Source organism: Levilinea saccharolytica, assembly GCF_001306035.1.
In the GTDB taxonomy this organism is placed as follows: domain Bacteria; phylum Chloroflexota; class Anaerolineae; order Anaerolineales; family Anaerolineaceae; genus Levilinea; species Levilinea saccharolytica.
Window position 1 is genome coordinate 1 of the sequence record NZ_LGCM01000038.1, and the last position, 18,692, is coordinate 18,692.

The following is an 18,692-nucleotide window of genomic DNA, read 5'->3' on the forward strand; positions in this document are numbered from 1 at the left end:
TGATGAGGTCAGGCTGAGCAGCGGCTGCTGGTGGCTGGGGGGTGGGGGTGGGGCGGGCCGCGGCGCCGTTGGGCGGGGACTCCTGCCAGGGGGCCTCGGCCTGGCGCAGCCCCCAATCGTACAGGCGCTGACGCAGGCCGTCCTGCGCCTGAAAGACCAGGGCTTCCAGGTCGGCCACGGCCTGGTTGCCGGCCCATTGGCGCAGCCAGCTGGCGCCCTGGGCCATGAGCAGTTGGCGCTGCTGCAGGGCGGCGCTGCACCCCGCGCACAGGCAGATGAGCAGCCCCAGCAGGCCGATCACCACGAAAAGCCGGGCGCGCCCCGCGGATTTCATCTTCCCTCTGGCAGTTGAGAGCGCGGTGTCATACCTTGATTATACGGTATGTACCCCGGGTGGGGTGGATAGGTGCGAAATCCGTCTGGAGATGGAGTGCGCCCCCTTCTTCGGGCCGATGGCGCACGCGGGGCTTTGGGGTATGCTTAGGCTGTGTGAAATTGGATTTCTTTCAGAGGATACCGTCATGAAAACTCAACGTTCTGCCTGGTTTCTGCTCATTAACCTCCTTTTGGCGGCGGCGCTGCTGGCCGGTTGTTCCGGCGGCAACAACAGCTTAATGTTCCAAACCGAGGCCCTGCAAACCGGGGATCTGACCGCCAACCTGGTGGCCAACGGCAAGGTGCGCCCCAGCCGCGCCCAGGATCTGATCTGGAAGCTGGAAGGCGAAATTGGAGAAGTGTTGGTGGACAATATGGAAGAGGTGCGCGAAGGGCAGAAGCTGGCCGAACTGAAGGCCTCCTCGCTGCCGTCGCAGGTGATTTCGGCGCGGGCCGAGCTGCTGCAGGCTGAAAAAGATTTGGAAAGCCTGAAAAACAATTCGGCGCGGGTGGAGCAGGCCGCTTTGGACGTTTTGAACGCGGAGGACGCGGTGAAGGACGCAGAGCGCAAGCGCAATACCCTCAGCCCCGAAAAGCGCAAGGTCGGTCAGGCTTTCATTGACGGCGCTCGCGCCGATTACTTGATGGCCGAAGAGAACCTCAAGCAGGCCGAGACGGCCTTCAACGATCTGTCCTCCCTGCCCGAAGAGAATCTGGCGCGGGTCGCGGCCCTCAAGTCTTTGGCGGTAGCCCGCCAGCAGCGCGACGCGGCCCTGGCGCAGTTGAATTACCTGCTGGGGCATCCTTCGGAACTGGAAATTGCCACGGCCGAGACCGAACTGGCCCTGGCCAAGGCGCGCCTGGCCGAAGCCCAGCGCACCTATGAAGATGTGAAGAACGGCGTGCCGGAAAACGAACTGGCGGCGGCGCAGGCGCGGGTGGATGTGGCCCAGGCGACCCTGAATCAGGCCTTCATCCTGGCTCCCTTTGACGGGCGCATCACCTATGTCAGCGCGCGCAGCGGCGAGCGCATTCAGCCTGGTGAGCTGGCGGCCCATATTGAAGACGCCACCCATCTGTACATTGACACCGAGATTTCGGAAATTGACATCAACCGCATGAAGCTGGGCCAGCCGGTTGCCGTCACCTTTGACGCCATCTACGGCAAGGAATACGCCGGAAAAGTGACCGCCATCGGCGGCAGCGGACAGAATAATCAGGGTGTGGTGGTTTTCCCGGTGACGGTGGAGCTTTTGGAGCGGGATGAGGCCGTGAAGAGCGGCATGACCGCGGCGCTGAGTATTCAGGTGGATTCGGTCAACGATGTGCTCATGGTGCCCAACCGGGCTGTGCGCATGGTGGACGGCAAGCGCGTGGTCTACATTCAGCCTGCGGGCGGCGTACCGCAGAAGGTGGAAATTGTCCTGGGCGTTTCTTCGGAAACCTACAGCCAGGTGCTGGAAGGTGAATTAAAAGCCGGCGATCTGGTGGTGATGAACCCCGATCTGCTTATCGGTCAGATGAACGGTATGACGGTTCAGTAAGGAGAAGCGCACATGACAGAACTGGTGATTGACGCCCAAGAGCTGGAAAAGGTGTACCAGATGGGCACGGTGGAAGTGCGCGCGCTGAACGGGGTTTCCTTTCAGGTGCAGCGCGGCGAGGTGGTGGCCATTATGGGGCCCAGCGGGTCGGGTAAATCGACCCTGATGAATATTTTGGGCTGCCTGGACCGTCCCACCGGCGGCGAGTACGTTCTGGACGGGGTGAAGGTTTCGCAGATGCGCGATGATGAGCTGGCCCGCACCCGCAACCAGAAAGTGGGGTTTGTTTTTCAGAGCTTTAATCTGCTGCCCCGCTCGACGGCGCTGACCAATGTGGAACTGCCCCTGCGCTACGCAGGCGTGAATGGGGAGCGCAAGCAGCGCGCCCGTCAGGCGCTGGAACTGGTGGGGCTGGGCGACCGCGTGGATCACAAGCCCACTGAGCTGTCCGGCGGCCAGCAGCAGCGCGTGGCCATCGCCCGCGCCCTGGTGAACGACCCGGCCATCATCATGGCGGATGAGCCCACCGGCGCGTTGGATACCAAAACCGGCGCGGAAATTATGCAGCTGCTGTTGGACCTGAACGCGCAGCGCGGCACCACCATCATCTTGGTGACGCACGACCCGAAAATCGCGGAGCAGGCCCAGCGCACCATTCGCCTGCGCGACGGCGAAATTGAATTGAACTGATCGCAGATGTGGAGCGTCAAAAATGAACTTCATGCAGTCTTTATGGGAAGCGTTAGGCAGCCTGACCACCAATAAACTGCGCTCCGGGCTGACCATCTTGGGCATCGTCATCGGCGTGGCTTCGGTCATCGCGATGGTGGCTCTGGGGCGCGGCGTGCAGAATTCCGTCACCGGACAGATGGCAGGCGTGGGCACCAACCAGCTGACCATTTTCTCGATGGGCAGCGCGGAACTGCGCAACCCCCAACCCCTCACCCTGGACGATGCGCAGGCCATTCAGGAACAGTTGAGCGCATCGGGCGTGCGTCAGGTGGCTTCGCAGCTTTCGGGCAGCGCGCTGATCTCTTACGGCAGCGAGAGCGCCACCAGCAATATTTACGGCGTTTCGGCCAATTTCGGCAGCGTCAACAACCTGGACGTGATCGAAGGGCGTTTTTTGACGGAAGAGGACATGGCCGGTCAGACCTCCTCGGTGGTGATTGGCTCCAAGCTGGCCGACAAGCTCTTTGACCGCTCGCGCGGCCTGGTGGGTGAGCTGATCCGCGTAGAGGGGCAGCCCTACCGCATTGTGGGCGTGCTGGCCGAAAAAGGCTCTTCGGGCATCAGCATGAGCAGCACGGATGACGCCCTGCTGCTGCCGCTGACCACGGCCCAAACCCGCCTGATGCCCCGCCAGCGGCGCGGCCAGGTGGATATCCTCTCGGTGGAAGTGGCCAATGTGACCGACCTGGACCGCGTGACCGAAGAGGTCAGCCAACTGCTGCGCACGCGCCACCGCACGCCGGTGGGCACGGACGATTTTATGATCTTTGCGGCCAAACAGCTGGTGGATACCCTCAACCAGATCACCAGCGTGCTGACCATCTTTCTGGGCGGCGTGGCGGCCATCTCGCTGCTGGTGGGCGGCATCGGCATCATGAACATCATGCTGGTATCGGTGACGGAACGCACGCGCGAAATCGGCCTGCGCAAGGCCCTGGGCGCGCGCAAACGCGACATCCTGGTGCAGTTCCTCAGCGAGGCGGCGGTGCTTTCGATGGCGGGCGGCATCATCGGAATTATTTTGGGCTGGCTGATCGCCTTTGTGGTGGGCCTGATCGCGGCGGCCAACAACGCCGATATCAATCCGGCGGTGGGTCTGGACGCGATCTTGCTGGCGACCCTGTTCTCTTCGGCCATTGGTGTGTTCTTTGGGTTATATCCGGCCAACCGTGCGGCCAACCTGCAGCCGGTTGAGGCCTTACGTTCAGAATAATTGCAAAAAATGGAGGCAGAAATGGATTCAACGTTGACGTATTCTAAGAAGACCGCCTGGGCGGCGGTGCTGAAGGCTGCGGCGTCGTTCTTTGCCTCCGGCATGTCCATCTATTCGATGATCCTGGTGGCCAATATGCCCAAAGACGCGGGCGCGATGGCGGTGAATGCCTCCTCCGGCTCGCAGACGGGCGGGCTGGCGGCGACCTGCCTGTGGCTGGTGGGCTTGGCACTGAACCTGAACGCGCTGGTGCTGATTTTCCAGGACAGCAAACGGGTTGGCCGTGCGGCGCGCCGCCTGGCGGTGGCTGTGCTGGTGGTGAGCGTATTTTCCACCTACAAGCTGCTCGTCGTGGGCTGGGCACTGAACCTGAACGCGCTGGTGCTGATTTTCCAGGACAGCAAACGGGTTGGCCCCGCGGCGCGCCGCCTGGCGGTGGCTGCGTTGGTGGTCTTCATCCTGGAAATCGCGGCCATGCTGGCGGTGAGCGCATTTTCCATCTTTGGCACGCTGCGCGGCTCAGTGGTCATGTTCCGCTCTGGGCTGTGGATGGGCGCGCTGAACGGCATTTTGGGCCTCGCCGTTCCGGTGCTGCTGTTCATCAGCTACTACCCGCGCTGGGGCAAGGTGGCCTGGGTGGCGGGGGCTGGCCTGGCGGCGCTGGGCTCGCTCATCTCGGTGGCGATGATCGCCCCGACCTACACGCTGCAGCCGTTGGAAATGATGGGTCAGACCCTGTTCATTCCGGTGGCGGGCATTGACGTGACTCAGGGACTGTATCCGGTGCTGAGCAACCTGGTGATCGGTTTCCACCTCCTGACGGCGGGGCTGTGCGGGTGGCTGGCGGTGCGCGCTTTTCGCGAGGCCAAGACCGTTTTACCCGAAGGCGTGGCCTGAACCATTGGGTTCGCGCATGGATGGGTCTTGAGGAAAAATGGACGTACAATTAACCCGTTGGTTGCAAAAACGGCCGGCTTTGCGCTGGTGGGCGCTGATTTTCGCCCTGGCGATTGTGGGGCTCGGCGCCTGGGGCTGTTCGCGCAGCAAGCTGTCGTGGATGGGTTCCCACCATCCGGGGGAGGCGTCCTATCGTTTTGAGGTTTTCAATGGGCAGGAGCGCTACCGCTTCAGCGCCGCGGTGGGGCAGATGGCCCAGGTGGATTATCAACTGCATGTGACCGACGGCCGTCTGACCCTTCGCATTGTAGACCGCAGCGGGACGGTGCTTTTAGAAGACACCGCCAGCGCCGAGCGAGGGGCAGACAGCCGCTGGGTGGGCACCTCGAGTGACCTGCAAATTTACCGAATCATCCTCGAGGGTGAGGACGCCCAAAACGGATCGTATGATGTGCAGTGGAGCGTCGATTGAAAAACCTGCCGCAGAAAATTCTGGCCTTCCTCCAAAAAATCACCCGCCTGTTCCTGCGGCTGCAGTGGAAATTGACCCTGCTTTACACCCTGGTGACGGTGGCGGTGCTGCTGATTCTCATCTCGGCGGCGGTGTTCCTCTCCAATCAGATGGTTTACAGCGTGCCTATGCTGACCGCCAACATGGCCGACGCGCTCAGTCTGGCGGCGCAAGACCTTGCCCCGGCACTTTCGGCGCAGCCGGTGGATGCGGCCGCGGCGGAGGCCTGGGTGGATAAGGTGTTTGACGGGCGCATGCTCTTCATCAGCAGCGAGGTGGATGAAGGGGAGGATGAGCCTGCTGAAACGAAGGAAATCAGCTACTCCTTCACCTCGATGGCCTCCAAAAACACCCTCCTGGTGGTGGCCGACCCGCAGGGTCACGTCATTGCCAGCAATCATCCAGAACGCTGGTCTGCGGGGCGGCCGTTGACGGCGGAGGCTTCGCCCGCGGGGTTGAACCTGCTGCGGCAGGCGCTGGGCGGCGAGCGCGACGCGCGCAAATTGTGGTCGCGCGAGGAAAACCGCCAGATCGCTGCGGCCCCCATTCACCAGAGCGGCCGGCTTTTGGGGGTGACTCTGGTGGTGTTGGAACGGCCCAACCAGTTGGATTTATTGATCTCCACGCTCTTTTCAGTAGCCCCCACGGTGGCGCCGCTGACGTTGGTGGCCGGACTGATCGGCATGGTCTTTGGGGCGTTGACTGCACGCAGCCTGGTGAAGCGCATTAAGGGGATCATGCACACCACCGATGCCTGGGGTCAGGGCGATTTTCGCCAGCGGCTGCAGGATCGTTCAGCGGATGAAATCGGCTTGCTGGCTCAGGATTTGAACCAGATGGCGGATGAGCTGCAAAATCTGATGCAGACCCGCCAGGATTTGGCCGCTTTGGAAGAACGCAACCGGCTGGCTCGCGACCTGCACGACAGCGTTAAGCAGCAGGTGTTTGCCGTCAGCATGAATCTGGCGGCGGCCCAGGCCTTGTGGGAACGCGATCCCCAGGCGGCCCGCCAGCGGCTGGACATTGCCACCGAGGTTTCGCGCCAGACTCAACAGGAACTGACCACCCTGATTCAGACTCTGCGCCCGCCCCAGCTCAGCGAGAAAAGCCTGCCGGCGGCGCTGGATGAACTCGTGCGGCAGTGGGCCAGGCAGAATAACTGCCGGGCAGCTTTCCATGTGGAGGGCAGCCCGCAGCCGCTGCACCCGGAGACGGAGCAGGCTTTCTTCCGCATGGCGCAGGAGGCCCTTTCCAATATTGCCCGCCACAGCCGCGCCAGCATGGTGGAGATGGCTTTGATCTTTAACCACGACTCTGCCGCCCTGGAGGTGCGCGATGACGGCCAGGGATTTGACCCCAACCAACCCGTCTCCGGCCTGGGACTGCGTTCGATGCGTGAGCGCATCCACGCCCTGGGCGGGGTCTTCGCCGTGGAAAGCCGCCCAGGCAGCACCCACCTGTCAGCGCAAATCCCAGTTCTCTCACCCGATCGAAACACCGAGGTGGCTCATGAATGAAACCATTACCGTGATGCTGGTGGACGACCATGCCATTGTCCGCGGGGGGGTGCGCGCCTTTTTGGAGACGCAGCCCGACCTGGAAGTGGTGGGCGAGGCCAGTTCGGGGGCTGAGGCGGTCAAACTGGCCGCGGAACTGGTGCCGGATGTGGTGCTGATGGATCTGGTGATGCCGGAGATGGACGGGGTGGAGGCCACCTGGCGGCTGCGTCAGGTCAGCCCGCGCAGCAATGTGGTGGTGCTGACCTCCTACCACGAGGATTCGCACATTTTTCCGGCGATTAAAGCCGGGGCGCTCTCGTATCTGCTCAAGGATATTGCCCCCGATGAGCTGGCCGACGCCATCCGCGCCGCCGCCCGGCATGAGGCCATTCTGCACCCGCAGGTGGCTTCGCGCCTGGTGCAGGAGATGCGCGGGGAGCGTAAGTCGGGCGGCGCGGTGTATTCCGATTTGAGCGAGCGCGAATTGGAAGTGCTGCGGCTGATTGCCGAGGGGCTTTCCAACGCGGAGATCGCCCAACGGCTGTTTTTAAGCGAGAAAACCGTCAAAAGCCACGTGAGCAATATCCTGGGCAAATTGCACCTGGCCGACCGCACGCAGGCGGCGGTGTACGCCTGGCGCGAGGGGGTTGTTCGCGGGGATGACCCGGCCTGAAGATGCTTAAACCCTGACAGGAGAAAATATGCACACCTGCCCTTGCCGTTTGGGACTGTTGGTGCCCTCCACCAACACGGTGATGGAACCGGATTTTTACCGGCGGCTGCCCGCGGGCTGGAGTTTGCACACCGCACGTATGCTTTTGGACGCGGTGACGCCGGAGGCCGAGGCGCGCATGCTGGACGAGTACGCCCTGCCCGCGGCACACTCGCTGGCGGGGCTGCGGCCGGATGTGGTGGTCTTCGGCTGCACCAGCGCTGGGGCGCTGCGCGGCAACGCCTTTGAGGCGGAACTGGTGCGGCGGCTTTCGGCGCAGTGCGGGGCGCCGGTGGTGAGCGTGGCCCAGGCGGTGCGCCAGCAGATGCGCGACCTGGGCGCACGGCGCTGGCTGGTGCTGACGCCCTATGTGGATGCGCTTAACGGCCCTATCCGCGCCAGCCTGGAGGCGGATGGGTTAGAGGTGGCAGCTTTGGCGGGTTTGGGGATCAGCGATAATACCCAGATCGCGGCGGTGCCGCCGGAGGTGATTTTGGAAGGAGCGCGTGTGCTGGTGCAGAAGGCCGATGCAGACGCGCTGTTTGTGTCCTGCACCAATTTTCCGGCCTTTGACCTGAGGGATGCCCTGAGCCAGGTCAGCGGACTGCCGGTGGTGACCAGCAATCAGGCGGCTTTGCAGGCGGCCCTGGCGGCGGTGTGACCGGGCTGGAGGGGCATATTCATGAATATCGGCATTGATTACCCACCCCGTTACCGACAGACGGAGATCCAGACGCTGCGCCGCTGGCTGCAGGCGGGGAAGTGCGCCTGGGTAGCGGGCCTGAGCGGCTGCGGAAAGAGTGCCTTGCTGGCGGCCCTGATGCAGTTCGAGGGGGCAGCCTTAGGCGCGGTGTGGGTGAATATGCAGGCGCTGGAGCCGCCGGATGCGGCCAGCCTGTTTCGGGCGGCGCTGCTGGCCCTGGGCGAACCTATGCCTTCGCACGGCGACTGGTTTTCTGCGCTGGAAGTGGCGGTGGAGCGCAGGCTGCTGCGCTCGCCGGGGCGGGTTTGTTTGCTGCTGGACGGCTACGACCGCGCGGCTAATTCCGCTGTGGAGCTGCACCTGCGCAGTCTGCATGATGATTTTGACCGCCGCCTGAGCTATGTGACCACCGCGCGGCGCGCCCCGGCCTATGCCTCTGAACTGGATGAACTGTTCACTGAACAAACCCTGTGGCTGGGGCCGCTGGGGGTGGAGGATGCGCGTTGGACGGCGCGCCAGGCGGCGGCGCGGATGGGCTTCGCCTGGGAGGCGCAGGCCCTGAGCACGCTGGTATCCTTAACGGGCGGCTACCCGGCTTTGATCACGGCGGCCTGCGAAGCTTTCGCAGACGGCTGCCCGTTGACCCTGGAAGATCTGCGCATCCATCCGGCCGTTGTGCGGCGCGTGGACGCGGTGTGGGCGCAGTCCCCCAGCGCGGGCGAGCTGGAACGGCTGCAATTGGACAAGATCGCCTTGCTGAAGCCGGTGGAAAAAGCCCCGGCTGCCTGGGAAACCCAGGCGCTGACGGACGCAGAAGGGGACCTGCTGGAATATCTGATGCTGCACCCGCATATGACCTTCACCGCCGCGGCGCTGTGCGCGGCTGTTTGGCCGGAGGGAGGCCCGCCGCCCCAGCGGCTGCCGGAGATCTTGCAGCGTCTGATGCGCAAGGTGGAGCCCGACCCAGCCCGGCCGGTGTATATCCATCTGCAGCCGGACGGCAGCGTGCGCTTCACCCCTGCCCACCAAATTGACCGTCTGGCGGGGGAAGACGCTGCCGCGGAAGGATAAAAAAAGAAGCCCACATGGGGCTTCTTTGCAAATCTCTTGAGGATCTAAAGGCTAATACAGGTAGGTGGCTGCCCCGGCGAAGCTCTCGCGCAGGTGGGCCACGCCCTGCACATCGTCCACATACACCCCGTTACGGGCACGGGAAGAATGCAGAATGGTCCAGCCGCCCAGGCTGACCGCCACATGGGTGATGTGGCGCGCGCTGCCGTTTTCACCAAAGAAGAGCAGCGTGCCGGGACGGTAGGGCGGCTCCACCTTGAAACCCGCCTCGTACTGCATATCCGCGTCGCGGGCGATGTTCAGCCCCACCCAGCGGTGCATCAGCTGGGCCAGACCGGAACAGTCAATGCCGTTGGCTGAGCAGCCGCCCCACAGATAGGGAACCCCAATCATGCGCGTGCCGTCCACCATCATCACCGGCCGGCGGGCGGTATTGGATTGGGGCAGGGCGTTTAGGGCGCGCAGATCGGCTTTGTTGATCCAGCCGCGCTGGTGGGCCTGAATTTCGGCGCGGTCTCCCTGCACCGAGAGTAGGCGCACATAGGTTCCACCCAGAACGCGCGAGAGGATTTCACCCTGGGGATTATGCGCGGCGCGCATGATGGACGCCGGTTCCACCACGATGTGGGTGGGTTCGGGCACGGGCGCATCCGACAGATACGGCCGGTAGGCCCAGCCCAAATAGCCGTCCGCCTGGCGCACGTACACCCAGTTGCCCTCCTGGGTTAAAATCTCAACTTCCATGCCGAACAGCAGCTGGCTGAGCTGTTCGCTGAGCCAGGAGGGGCCGGCATGCAGGCTGGTGAGGTTGGTGCCCACGTGCACGCAGGGAGTGCTGGGCGTGCGCAGCACCGTCACAGCACTGCTGTCCAGGCAGACCTGGGGGGCGCGGCTGGCGACGGCTTCGCGCAGGGCGTCGAGCTGGTTTTGCTCCAATACACGCCCGCGCAGCGTGACTTGATCGGCTTCCATGCGCTCAATCTGCACATCAAAGACCCACATGCGGGTATCGCGGAACAGGGCGGCGGTTTCGGCCAGGGCGGTTTGTACGGATTCCATTAGTTCGTCTCCTTCAAAATGGCCCCGATGCCCGCGCGCTCCGGCACAGACAGGGTGGCTTGCGGGTCAAACTGCACGCCGTCAAAGGGATCATTGGAAATCAGCATGGGGGCGTCCAGATCCAGCCATTCGGCGGTTCCGGCCAGATGCGCCATGGCCGTGGTTCCGATGGACGTTTCGATCATACACCCCAGCATGATGCGCAGGCCCAGGGCCTGGGCGCGCTTCAGCAGCACCAGGGCGGGGGTCAACCCGCCGATCTTCATCAGCTTGAGGTTGATGCCGTGCACACCCGCGCGGGCCAGATTCTCCACATCCTCCAGAGTCTGCACCGATTCATCCGCCACAATGGGGATGGGGCAAGTGGCTTGCAGTTGGCCCATGCCCTCGATGTCCTCTTTGGCCAGGGGCTGCTCGATCATTTCCAGGTCAAAAGGCAGCAGCTCTTCCAGGCGGGTCTGGGCTTCGGCGCGGCTCCAACCGGCGTTGGCATCCACGCGCAGACGGGCGTCCGGGCGGGCGGCGCGGATGGCAGCCAGGCGGGCGCGGTCGTCATCGCTGCCCAGCTTGATCTTGATGATGGGGTAGCTGGCGATTTGCTGGGCCATCTGCGCCATGGCTTCAGGGGTGTCAATAGCGATGGTGAAAGAAGTCGGCTGGGGCTGGGGTTGGGGCAGGCCCAACAGGCGGTAGAGGGGCTGGCCCAGGCGTTTACCCAGACGGTCGTACAGCGCCAGATCCACGGCGCAGCGCGCGGGGGCGGGGCCGGCGCTGCCCACAAAGGCGGCGAAATCAGCCGGGTCATCTGGCAGGGCGGCTGGATTCGCCGCGGTCTGCGCCCAATAGTTCGTCATGGCGCTGGCGTCCACGCGGTAATAGGGCGGGATGGTGCCCTCCCCCCAGCCGCTGTCGTCCTGCAGGCGGATCCAATAGGCCTGGCGCTCTTCGCTGACGCCGTAAGACAGGCGAAACGGGTTGCGCAGCTTCAGGGTCAGCATTTCCCAGGTGAGTTTTGACGGCGTGCTCAATGCAATTCCCTCCCAACATGTTGAACGGACTGGTTGTGGGTGTGGTGTGAAACCGTGAAGTAATATTTAAACGGCTGAGGAAGGGGGGCGGATCAGGCTTCGCTCTCTTCTTCCGGCACTTCGGCATCCCCAAAGCGCATGCGCAGGTAAGAGATGTAACGTTCCGGGTGGACGGCGCCGTCTTCCACCGCGCGCCGCACCGCACAGCCGCTTTCATTTTGATGGGTGCAGTCATTGTACTGGCAGTCGGCCACCAGCTCGCGCAGTTCGGGGAAGTAGCCGTCCAATTCCTCCGGCTGAGTATCCCACAGGGCCAGGCTGCGCAGGCCGGGTAAATCCACCACGTAGCCGCCCCCGTTGAGGGCGAACATCTCGCGCACCACGGTGGTGTGCTGGCCTTTCTGGGTGAACTGTGAAACTTCGCTCACCGCCAGGCCCAGCTCAGGCTGCACAGCGTTGAGCAGGCTGGATTTGCCCACCCCCGAAGGCCCCGCCAGGCCTGTCAGACGGCCCTGCAGGCGGCTGTGCAGGGCGTCAATGCCCAGGCCCTGGGCGGCGGAGGTGTACAGCACGGGGTAGCCCACGGCCTCATAGCGGCCAAACCACTCGCGGGCGGCTTGCATGCCCACCAGATCCACCTTGTTGGCGACGATGAAGGCGGGGATGCTCTGTTTTTCGCAGATGACCAGAAAGCGGTCCAACATGCGCAGGTGGGGGGTGGGATGGGCGCAGGCAAACACCAGCCCCATCTGGTCGGCGTTGGCCACCAGAATCTGTCGGTAATCCCCGCCGGGGCGCGGATCCAGGCGCACCAGGGCGCTGCGGCGCTCTTCCACCTGTTCAATCACCCCGCTGCCGTCTGGCAGCAGGCTGACCTGCACGCGGTCGCCGATGGCGATGAAATCGGTGCGGTCGCGGCGGCGTTTAACCCGCCCGCGCACCTGACAGACAAAGGTCCCCTGGCCGGTTTCTACCGAGTAGAAGCCGGACTGCAAGCGCATCACTCGCCCAGGGATCCATTCGGCTTTCATGGTTCGGGCGTCTCGGTCACTTCTTCCGGCGAGGGTGTGGGCGTATCCTGCGGGATGGGCGTGTTGGTGTACAGCGGCGTGGCCGTTTCGGTGATCCAATAGGAGGTCTCCCAGGGATACAGGCGTCCAGGCTTGCCGTCGTAGTACAGCTCAATCACGCGCCGGAAAATGGGCGCAGCGATTTCGGAGCCTTCGCCGGAGTTTTCTGCCAGCACCACCACGGCGATATTGGGTTTATCCTCACGGGGCGAATCGGTATAGCCCGCAAACCAGGCGTGCGGTTTGCCGCGCGGGTCCTGGGCGGTGCCGGTTTTGCCGTGCATGTTGATGTTCATGCCGATGAAGGTGCGGTAGGCCGTGCCGCGCGGGTTCGAGATCACCGAGGCCATCGCGTCCTGGATGACCTTGAGGGTCTCCGGCTTCACAGGCAGCTTGCCGCGCTCTTTGGGGGCAAAGCTGTAGGTGGGGTTGCCGTCGGGGCCGGTGATTTTTTCCACCAACTGCGGGGTGTAGAGCGTGCCGCCGTTGCCGATGGCGGCGATGAAATCCACCACCTGGAGCGGGGTGACGAGCATGCGCCCCTGGCCGATGGCCAACTGCACCGCGTCGCCCTCATTTTCGGGATCGGGCAGATTCCCGGTGGATTCTGCGATCTGGTCAATGCCGGTGGCTGCACCCAGGCCGAAGGCGCGCGCCAGTTTGGACACGTCCTGCGGGCGATTCTGGCGGTAAAGATCGAGGCCGATGTGGTAGAACCAGGGGTTGCAGGAGCGCATCAGGCCTTCGGGCAGGTTCAGCGTGCCCGAAGGTGCCACACCTTTGGCCTTGGTCCAATCGTCAAACACCTGACCTTCCAGCTCAGTGAATTCGTAACCGCATTCGTAGGTGGTTTCGGGGGTGTACAGGCCGCTTTCCAGCGCGGCGGCCATGGTGATGATTTTAAACACCGAACCCAGGGGGTAACCGCCGCCCTGAGCGGCGCGGTTGACCAGGGGCTGAGAATCCGAGTTGAAAATATCGGTCAGGTAATAGCCGCTGTTGTAGTTGCCCGGTTCGAAGGAGTTGGGATCAAAGCTGGGCGAGGAGGCCATCGCCAGGATGCGGCCGGTATCGCGCTCCATCACCACGACTGCGCCGCGGAAACCCGCGATGGAACGCTGTACCAGGTATTGGAAATCACCGTCCAGGGTGGTGTAAAGCGACTGCGAAGGCTGCGGGTCGCTTTGGGACAGGCGCGAGAGAATTTCGCCCTGGGGGTTGACCACGTACAGGCTGGCGCCGCGCTTGCCCGCCAGGTAATCTTCGCCCCATTTTTCCAGACCGGCCATGCCGACTTTTTCATCGCCGCGGTAGCCGCGCCGCTTCCAATCTTCCAGCTCTTCTTTGGGGATGTATTGGACATAACCGGTGACGTGCGGAGCGATGCCACCGCGGTAATAATAGCGCGAGGTGAAGGGGTTCATCACCAACCCGCCCAGGCCAGAAAGCACATCGTATCGCTCCTGCACTTCCTGAGACAGGGCTTCGCCCACCGGAATGTACCAGTTGGCGCTGCGCAGATCATCGTAGAGAACCTGGATTTCGGGGGTGGTCTTGCCGGTCAGACGCGAGAGGGCGTCCAACAGGCGGCCTTCGCGCCCATCTTCGATCTGGTTGGGGACAATCCCCAAAGCCACAGCTTCGGTTTGGGTGGCCAGGGGCTGCCCGTTGCGGTCGTAAATGTCGGCCCGGCTGGGGGTCTTCAGCTCCAGGGCCAGGCGGTTGCCGCCGCGCAGTTCGGGCAGGATCATGCCGTCTTCCCACTGCACTTTCCATTCACCGTTTTCCAGAGCCAGGGTGGCGGTCATTTCGCGGGAGATTTCGCCCATCAGGCTGGTGATGTAGGTGGCGCGGTAGGCCATCTGGGCGCTGGTGGGTTTGGTGAGGGTGGAGAGAATCTCGGTTTTCAGGCCGGTGAGGGTCAGGCTGGTGGCGGTTTCCAGGTAGCGGTTGGTGAATTCTTCCTGGGTCACGGCGTCGCGGTTGACGGTGGCCAGCATGGCGTACATGCTGCCAAAATCTTCGGCAGCCCAGGCGTCCAAAAAGGCTTGAAAAGCCGCGCGTGCATCGGGTGCGGCGGTAATGTTGACCACGGGCGCGGGCAGATCCGCGGTGGGGGTCACAGGGGTCTCAGGCGTGGGGGTGTTCCCCCCGCTGCAGGCGCTGAGCAGAAGAGCCAACAATAAAAAGTAGGCGCTTAATTTCTGGATCTTCATACAACCTCACATTTTGCCAGCCAGGACAGACTGCCACACCGGGCAGGTGTAACCCAGGTTAGACATGCAGACCGGGGGAATGGCGGCCAGGGGTTCAAGATTTAATCGGCGCAGAGTGCGCACCAGATGGCAGAGGGGCAGGCCCATCACACTGGCATAGCACCCTTGCAGGGTTTCAACCGGCCGAAAGCCGGGATGTTGGATGGCGTACGCGCCGGCTTTGTCAAACGGGTCGCCGGTGGCGAGGTAGGCTTCGATCTCGGCTTCGGTGTATTCGCGCATGGGCACATCCGTGCAGCACAGATCTTCCAGCAGCTCGCCGCTGTGGGGGGGGCGCACCGCCAGGGCGGTGTAGACCTGGTGGGTGCGGCCGCGCAGCTGGCGCAGCATGCGGCGGGCGTCCTCAGCATCCGCAGGCTTGCCCAGCAGCTGGCTGCCGTCTGCCACGGTGGTATCCGAGGCCAGGATGAGCACATGGGCGGGCTGGGTTTGGGCGGAGGCCAGGGCTTTTTCGCGGGCCAGGCGGCGCACGTACTCGGCCGGGGTTTCGCCTGGGCGCGGGCTTTCATCAATATCCGCGGGGGCGGTCTGAAATTCCCAGCCGGTCCAGGCCAGCATCTGGCGGCGTCGAGGGGAATTGGACGCCAGGGTGAGAGAGAAAACGGAATTCATCCTCCCGATTCTAACACAGAACCGCAAGCCCTCCGGACGCTGCGGAAGCGATTTGCTTTTCAGGTGGGTGGGGGACCTTTGGCTGCGCGGTCAGGCACAATGGTTCGGACGAGGTTGGTTTTTGGTTTGGCACAAAAGGCTGTCGAGCGGTAAAATGTCTACACAACTCAATTCATGCGGAGGACCAGTAGGATGATGCAGCTCTTGAAAGACCGGATTTTGCGCGACGGCAAGAACCTGGGGGGTGGGATCCTCAAGGTGGACGGTTTCATCAATCATCAAGTGGACCCGGTGTTGATGGACGCCTGCGGGCAGGAATTTGCGCGGCTTTTCGCGGGGGTGGGCGCGACCCGCGTTTTGACCGCCGAGATCAGCGGGATTGCCCCGGCGGTGATGGCAGCCCGCTACCTGAACCTGCCGGTGGTGTACGCGCGCAAATCCAAACCCATCACCATGCCCAACACAGTGTATCTGACGGTGGCGCCTTCGCATACCAAAGGTCACATGGTGGAATTGATCGTTTCGCCGGAATACCTGCCGCGGGGCGAAAAAGTGCTCATCATTGACGATTTTTTGGCCTCTGGCTCGACCATTCAGGGCCTGGTGCGGCTGGTTCAGGCGGCGGGAGCCGACCTGGTGGGTATCGGCACCCTGGTGGAAAAATCCTTTGAGGGCGGGCGCGAACTGTTGGCCCCGCTGGGGGTGCCGGTGGTCTCGCTGGTCACCATCACCAACATGGACAATCAGCAAATCACTTTCCTGGATGACTGAACCATGCCCGACGCGATTGCCATTCTCGATTTTGGTTCGCAATACGCCCAACTGATCGCACGCCGCGTGCGCGAGCTGCACGTGTACTGCGAACTTTTCCCCTGGGATGCGCCCCAGGCACAGATGGACGCCATCCAGCCGAAAGGCTACATCCTCTCCGGCGGGCCGAATTCAGTCTACGACGCGGGCGCGCCGGCCATTCCAAACTTTATCCTGGAATCGGGCCTGCCGGTGCTGGGCATTTGCTACGGTATGCAGACCCTGACCCATGCCCTGGGCGGGCGGGTGGCGGCTTCGCAGGAGCGCGAATACGGCCCGGCCGAGATTGAAACCGTGCTGCCTAACCCGCTGCTGCCCTCTGGCCGCCAACGGGTGTGGATGTCGCACGGCGACCGCATTGAATCGGCCCCGGCGGGCTTTCAGATTCTGGCGGCCAGCCCCAATTCCCCCGCGGCGGCCATGGGCGATGTAGCCGCGCGCCGCTACGGGGTGCAGTTCCACCCTGAGGTGCACCACACCCCCGGCGGCCTGGAAGTTCTGCGCAATTTTGTGGTCGGCATCTGTGGCGCCCAACCGGATTGGACGCCCGAATCGATCATCACCCAGGCGGTGGAACGTGTTCGCACCCAGGCGGGCGGCCAGCGGGTGCTGACGGCCGTCTCCGGCGGCGTGGATTCCAGCGTGGCCACGGCTTTAGCCCACCGCGCCGTGGGCGAGCAGTTAACCGCCGTGTTTGTGGATAACGGCCTGCTGCGCATGGGGGAGCGGGAGCAGGTGCGGGCGGCCTTTGAAGGCACGCTGGGGCCGCGGCTGGTGGTGGTGGACGCGGCCGACACCTTCTTGCGGGCCTTGCGCGGGGTGACCGAGCCGGAGGCCAAACGCCGCATCATCGGCGAGACCTTCATCCGCGTGTTTGAGCACGAGGCGCGCAAGCTGGGCGAAGTTCCCTTCCTGGTGCAGGGCACCATTTACCCCGACGTGGTGGAATCCAGCGCGCCCGACCGCAACAAGGCCGCGCGCATCAAAACCCATCACAACGTGGGCGGCCTGCCGGAGGGCCTGACCTTCCGCCTGATTGAGCCGCTGCGCTACCTGTTTAAAGATGAAGTGCGCGCCGTGGGGCAGGCTCTGGGTTTGCCCGCCGGGCTGATCTGGCGGCAGCCCTTCCCTGGGCCGGGGCTGGCCGTGCGCTGCCTGGGTGAAGTCACCGCCGAGCGATTGGAGATTTTGCGCCAGGCGGACGCAGTGTTCACCGATGAGCTGGGACGGGCGGGCATGCTGAACCAAAAAGAGCGCGAAGCCGGTGGGATCGCCCAGGCCTTTGCCGTGCTGCTGCCGGTGTATTCGGTGGGCGTGATGGGCGATCAACGCACCTATCACGAGACCGCGGCGCTGCGGGCGGTGACCACCGAAGATTTTATGACCGCCGATTGGGCGCGGCTGCCGTATGAGCTGCTGGCGCGCGTCTCCAGCCGGATTGTGAATGAGGTCAAGGGCGTGAACCGCGTGGTGTACGACGTGACCAGCAAGCCCCCCGCCACGATCGAATGGGAATGAGCACAGCCCGCACGCAACTTTTTTGCGCCCTTCACGTATATAGTTCCAGGAGGTTCCTATGAACTACGGTGAAGTGTTACAACGCGCTTGGAAAGTGATCTGGAAAAATAAGATCTTATGGCTGTTCGGTTTCCTGGCCAGCTGCGGCAGCGGCGGCGGTGGGGGCGGAGGCGGCGGTGGGGGCGGTGGGGGCGGCAGTTATTCCCCCAACAACGGCAGTGGAATGAACCTGCCTCCTGAAATGCAGCAATTTTTCGGCCAGATGGAAAATTTCTTCGAAAACATGCCGGTGTGGCTGCCTTTCGTCCTCATTTGCGTCACGCTGATCCTGGTGGTGGTGGTCTTCTTCGTTTCCAGTCTGGGCAAAACCGGCCTGATGCGCGGGGCCTGGTTGGCAGATGAAGGCCGTCCGCAGCTGAACCTGCGCACAGTGTGGGCTGAGCTGAAACCCTACTTCTGGCGGGTGGTTTTGCTGAACCTTTTGCTGGCGGCTGGCGGCATTGTTCTGGGACTGGTGATCGCCTTGCCCATGATCGCAATCGCGGTGGCCACGTTGGGCATCGGCCTGTTGTGCCTGCTGCCGCTCTTGTGCCTCTTGATCCCCATTTCCCTGCTGATCGGCGTGTGGGTTGAGCAGAGCATGGCGGCTTTGGTGGGCGAGAATCTGGGCGTCATTGACAGCCTGAAGCGCGGCTTCGCGGTGATCCGCAGCAACGTGACCGCCATGCTGGTGATGGGTCTGATCCTGTGGATTGGCGGCGGCCTGATTTCGCTGGTCATCGGCCTGCCGGCCCTGCTGATCCTCATCCCCATCTTTGGCGGGCTGATCGCGGGCACCTTTGAAGCCATGCGCACCGGTTTTATCGTCTCGGTCGTCTTCCTGGCCCTGTACCTGCCGTTGGCCTGGGTACTGAGCGGCGTGCTGCAAGCCTACCTGTCCAGCGCCTGGGTGATCACCTTCCGGCGGCTGACGGGGCGGGAATTTGGCGACGCTGAAGCGGCCGCGCGGCCGGACCCGGTGGAACCGCTGATGCCTGAGGTGGTGGAGCCGCAGAGCTAATC

Annotated in this window: 17 protein-coding genes and 1 pseudogene; 12 read left to right on the forward strand and 6 right to left on the reverse strand. The window is 63.3% G+C overall.

Going from position 1 to position 18,692, the window contains the following annotated elements; translation table 11 throughout:
• A pseudogene (locus ADN01_RS10360) lies at positions 1–334 on the reverse strand (hypothetical protein); the annotation flags it as partial.
• Positions 335–521: 187 nt separating this feature from the next.
• On the opposite strand from ADN01_RS10360, the gene ADN01_RS10365 reads away from it, so the two are divergent.
• From ADN01_RS10365 to ADN01_RS10405, 9 genes are all read left to right on the forward strand, one after another.
• Positions 522–1,919 (forward strand): efflux RND transporter periplasmic adaptor subunit, encoded by a 1,398-nt coding sequence (locus ADN01_RS10365; protein ID WP_062419651.1) that lies wholly within the window; start codon positions 522–524, stop codon positions 1,917–1,919.
• A gap of 12 nt (positions 1,920–1,931) precedes the next feature.
• Entirely contained in the window at positions 1,932–2,609 is a 678-nt protein-coding gene (locus ADN01_RS10370; protein WP_062419650.1) for an ABC transporter ATP-binding protein, read from the forward strand.
• A gap of 22 nt (positions 2,610–2,631) precedes the next feature.
• Positions 2,632–3,864, forward strand: coding sequence for an ABC transporter permease (locus tag ADN01_RS10375; protein ID WP_062419649.1), 1,233 nt, complete (start codon positions 2,632–2,634; stop codon positions 3,862–3,864).
• Between the two features lie 21 nt (positions 3,865–3,885).
• Complete coding sequence (locus tag ADN01_RS10380; RefSeq protein WP_062419648.1) at positions 3,886–4,761, forward strand: hypothetical protein; 876 nt, start codon at positions 3,886–3,888, stop codon at positions 4,759–4,761.
• A gap of 61 nt (positions 4,762–4,822) precedes the next feature.
• On the forward strand, positions 4,823–5,233 hold the full coding sequence (locus ADN01_RS10385) for a hypothetical protein (RefSeq protein WP_152974015.1): 411 nt from the start codon (positions 4,823–4,825) through the stop codon (positions 5,231–5,233).
• Entirely contained in the window at positions 5,230–6,789 is a 1,560-nt protein-coding gene (locus tag ADN01_RS10390) for a histidine kinase (protein ID WP_062419646.1), read from the forward strand. The genes ADN01_RS10385 and ADN01_RS10390 overlap by 4 nt, the downstream gene beginning before the upstream one ends.
• Positions 6,782–7,444 (forward strand): response regulator, encoded by a 663-nt coding sequence (locus tag ADN01_RS10395; protein ID WP_062419645.1) that lies wholly within the window; start codon positions 6,782–6,784, stop codon positions 7,442–7,444. Before ADN01_RS10390 ends, ADN01_RS10395 begins: the two co-directional genes overlap by 8 nt.
• Positions 7,445–7,472: 28 nt before the next feature.
• Entirely contained in the window at positions 7,473–8,144 is a 672-nt protein-coding gene (locus ADN01_RS10400) for a maleate cis-trans isomerase family protein (RefSeq protein ID WP_062419644.1), read from the forward strand.
• 21 nt (positions 8,145–8,165) lie between these two features.
• Positions 8,166–9,257, forward strand: a complete 1,092-nt coding sequence (locus ADN01_RS10405) for a winged helix-turn-helix domain-containing protein (RefSeq protein ID WP_062419643.1) — start codon at positions 8,166–8,168, stop codon at positions 9,255–9,257.
• Between the two features lie 51 nt (positions 9,258–9,308).
• On the opposite strand, the gene ADN01_RS10410 is transcribed toward ADN01_RS10405, so the two are convergent.
• The 5 genes from ADN01_RS10410 to ADN01_RS10430 form a co-directional block, all read right to left on the reverse strand.
• On the reverse strand, positions 9,309–10,316 hold the full coding sequence (locus ADN01_RS10410) for a C40 family peptidase (RefSeq protein ID WP_062419642.1): 1,008 nt from the start codon (positions 10,314–10,316) through the stop codon (positions 9,309–9,311).
• On the reverse strand, positions 10,316–11,344 hold the full coding sequence (locus ADN01_RS10415) for a dipeptide epimerase (protein WP_062419641.1): 1,029 nt from the start codon (positions 11,342–11,344) through the stop codon (positions 10,316–10,318). The genes ADN01_RS10410 and ADN01_RS10415 overlap by 1 nt, the downstream gene beginning before the upstream one ends.
• 92 nt (positions 11,345–11,436) lie before the next feature.
• A complete protein-coding gene (gene rsgA, locus ADN01_RS10420) occupies positions 11,437–12,375 on the reverse strand; it encodes a ribosome small subunit-dependent GTPase A (RefSeq protein ID WP_062419640.1) in 939 nt (312 codons plus the stop codon).
• On the reverse strand, positions 12,372–14,630 hold the full coding sequence (locus tag ADN01_RS10425) for a penicillin-binding transpeptidase domain-containing protein (protein WP_062419639.1): 2,259 nt from the start codon (positions 14,628–14,630) through the stop codon (positions 12,372–12,374). The genes rsgA and ADN01_RS10425 overlap by 4 nt, the downstream gene beginning before the upstream one ends.
• A 6-nt stretch (positions 14,631–14,636) precedes the next feature.
• Positions 14,637–15,302 (reverse strand): Maf family protein, encoded by a 666-nt coding sequence (locus ADN01_RS10430; protein ID WP_075071119.1) that lies wholly within the window; start codon positions 15,300–15,302, stop codon positions 14,637–14,639.
• Positions 15,303–15,494: 192 nt separating this feature from the next.
• Between ADN01_RS10430 and xpt the strand changes: the two genes are divergently transcribed.
• The 3 genes from xpt to ADN01_RS10445 are packed head-to-tail and all read left to right on the forward strand — an operon-like array spanning position 15,495 to position 18,690.
• Positions 15,495–16,073, forward strand: coding sequence for a xanthine phosphoribosyltransferase (gene xpt / locus ADN01_RS10435; protein ID WP_236691006.1), 579 nt, complete (start codon positions 15,495–15,497; stop codon positions 16,071–16,073).
• 3 nt (positions 16,074–16,076) lie between these two features.
• Positions 16,077–17,630, forward strand: coding sequence for a glutamine-hydrolyzing GMP synthase (gene guaA, locus ADN01_RS10440; RefSeq protein WP_062419638.1), 1,554 nt, complete (start codon positions 16,077–16,079; stop codon positions 17,628–17,630).
• Between the two features lie 58 nt (positions 17,631–17,688).
• On the forward strand, positions 17,689–18,690 hold the full coding sequence (locus tag ADN01_RS10445; protein WP_075071120.1) for a hypothetical protein: 1,002 nt from the start codon (positions 17,689–17,691) through the stop codon (positions 18,688–18,690).
• Positions 18,691–18,692: the final 2 nt, after the last annotated feature.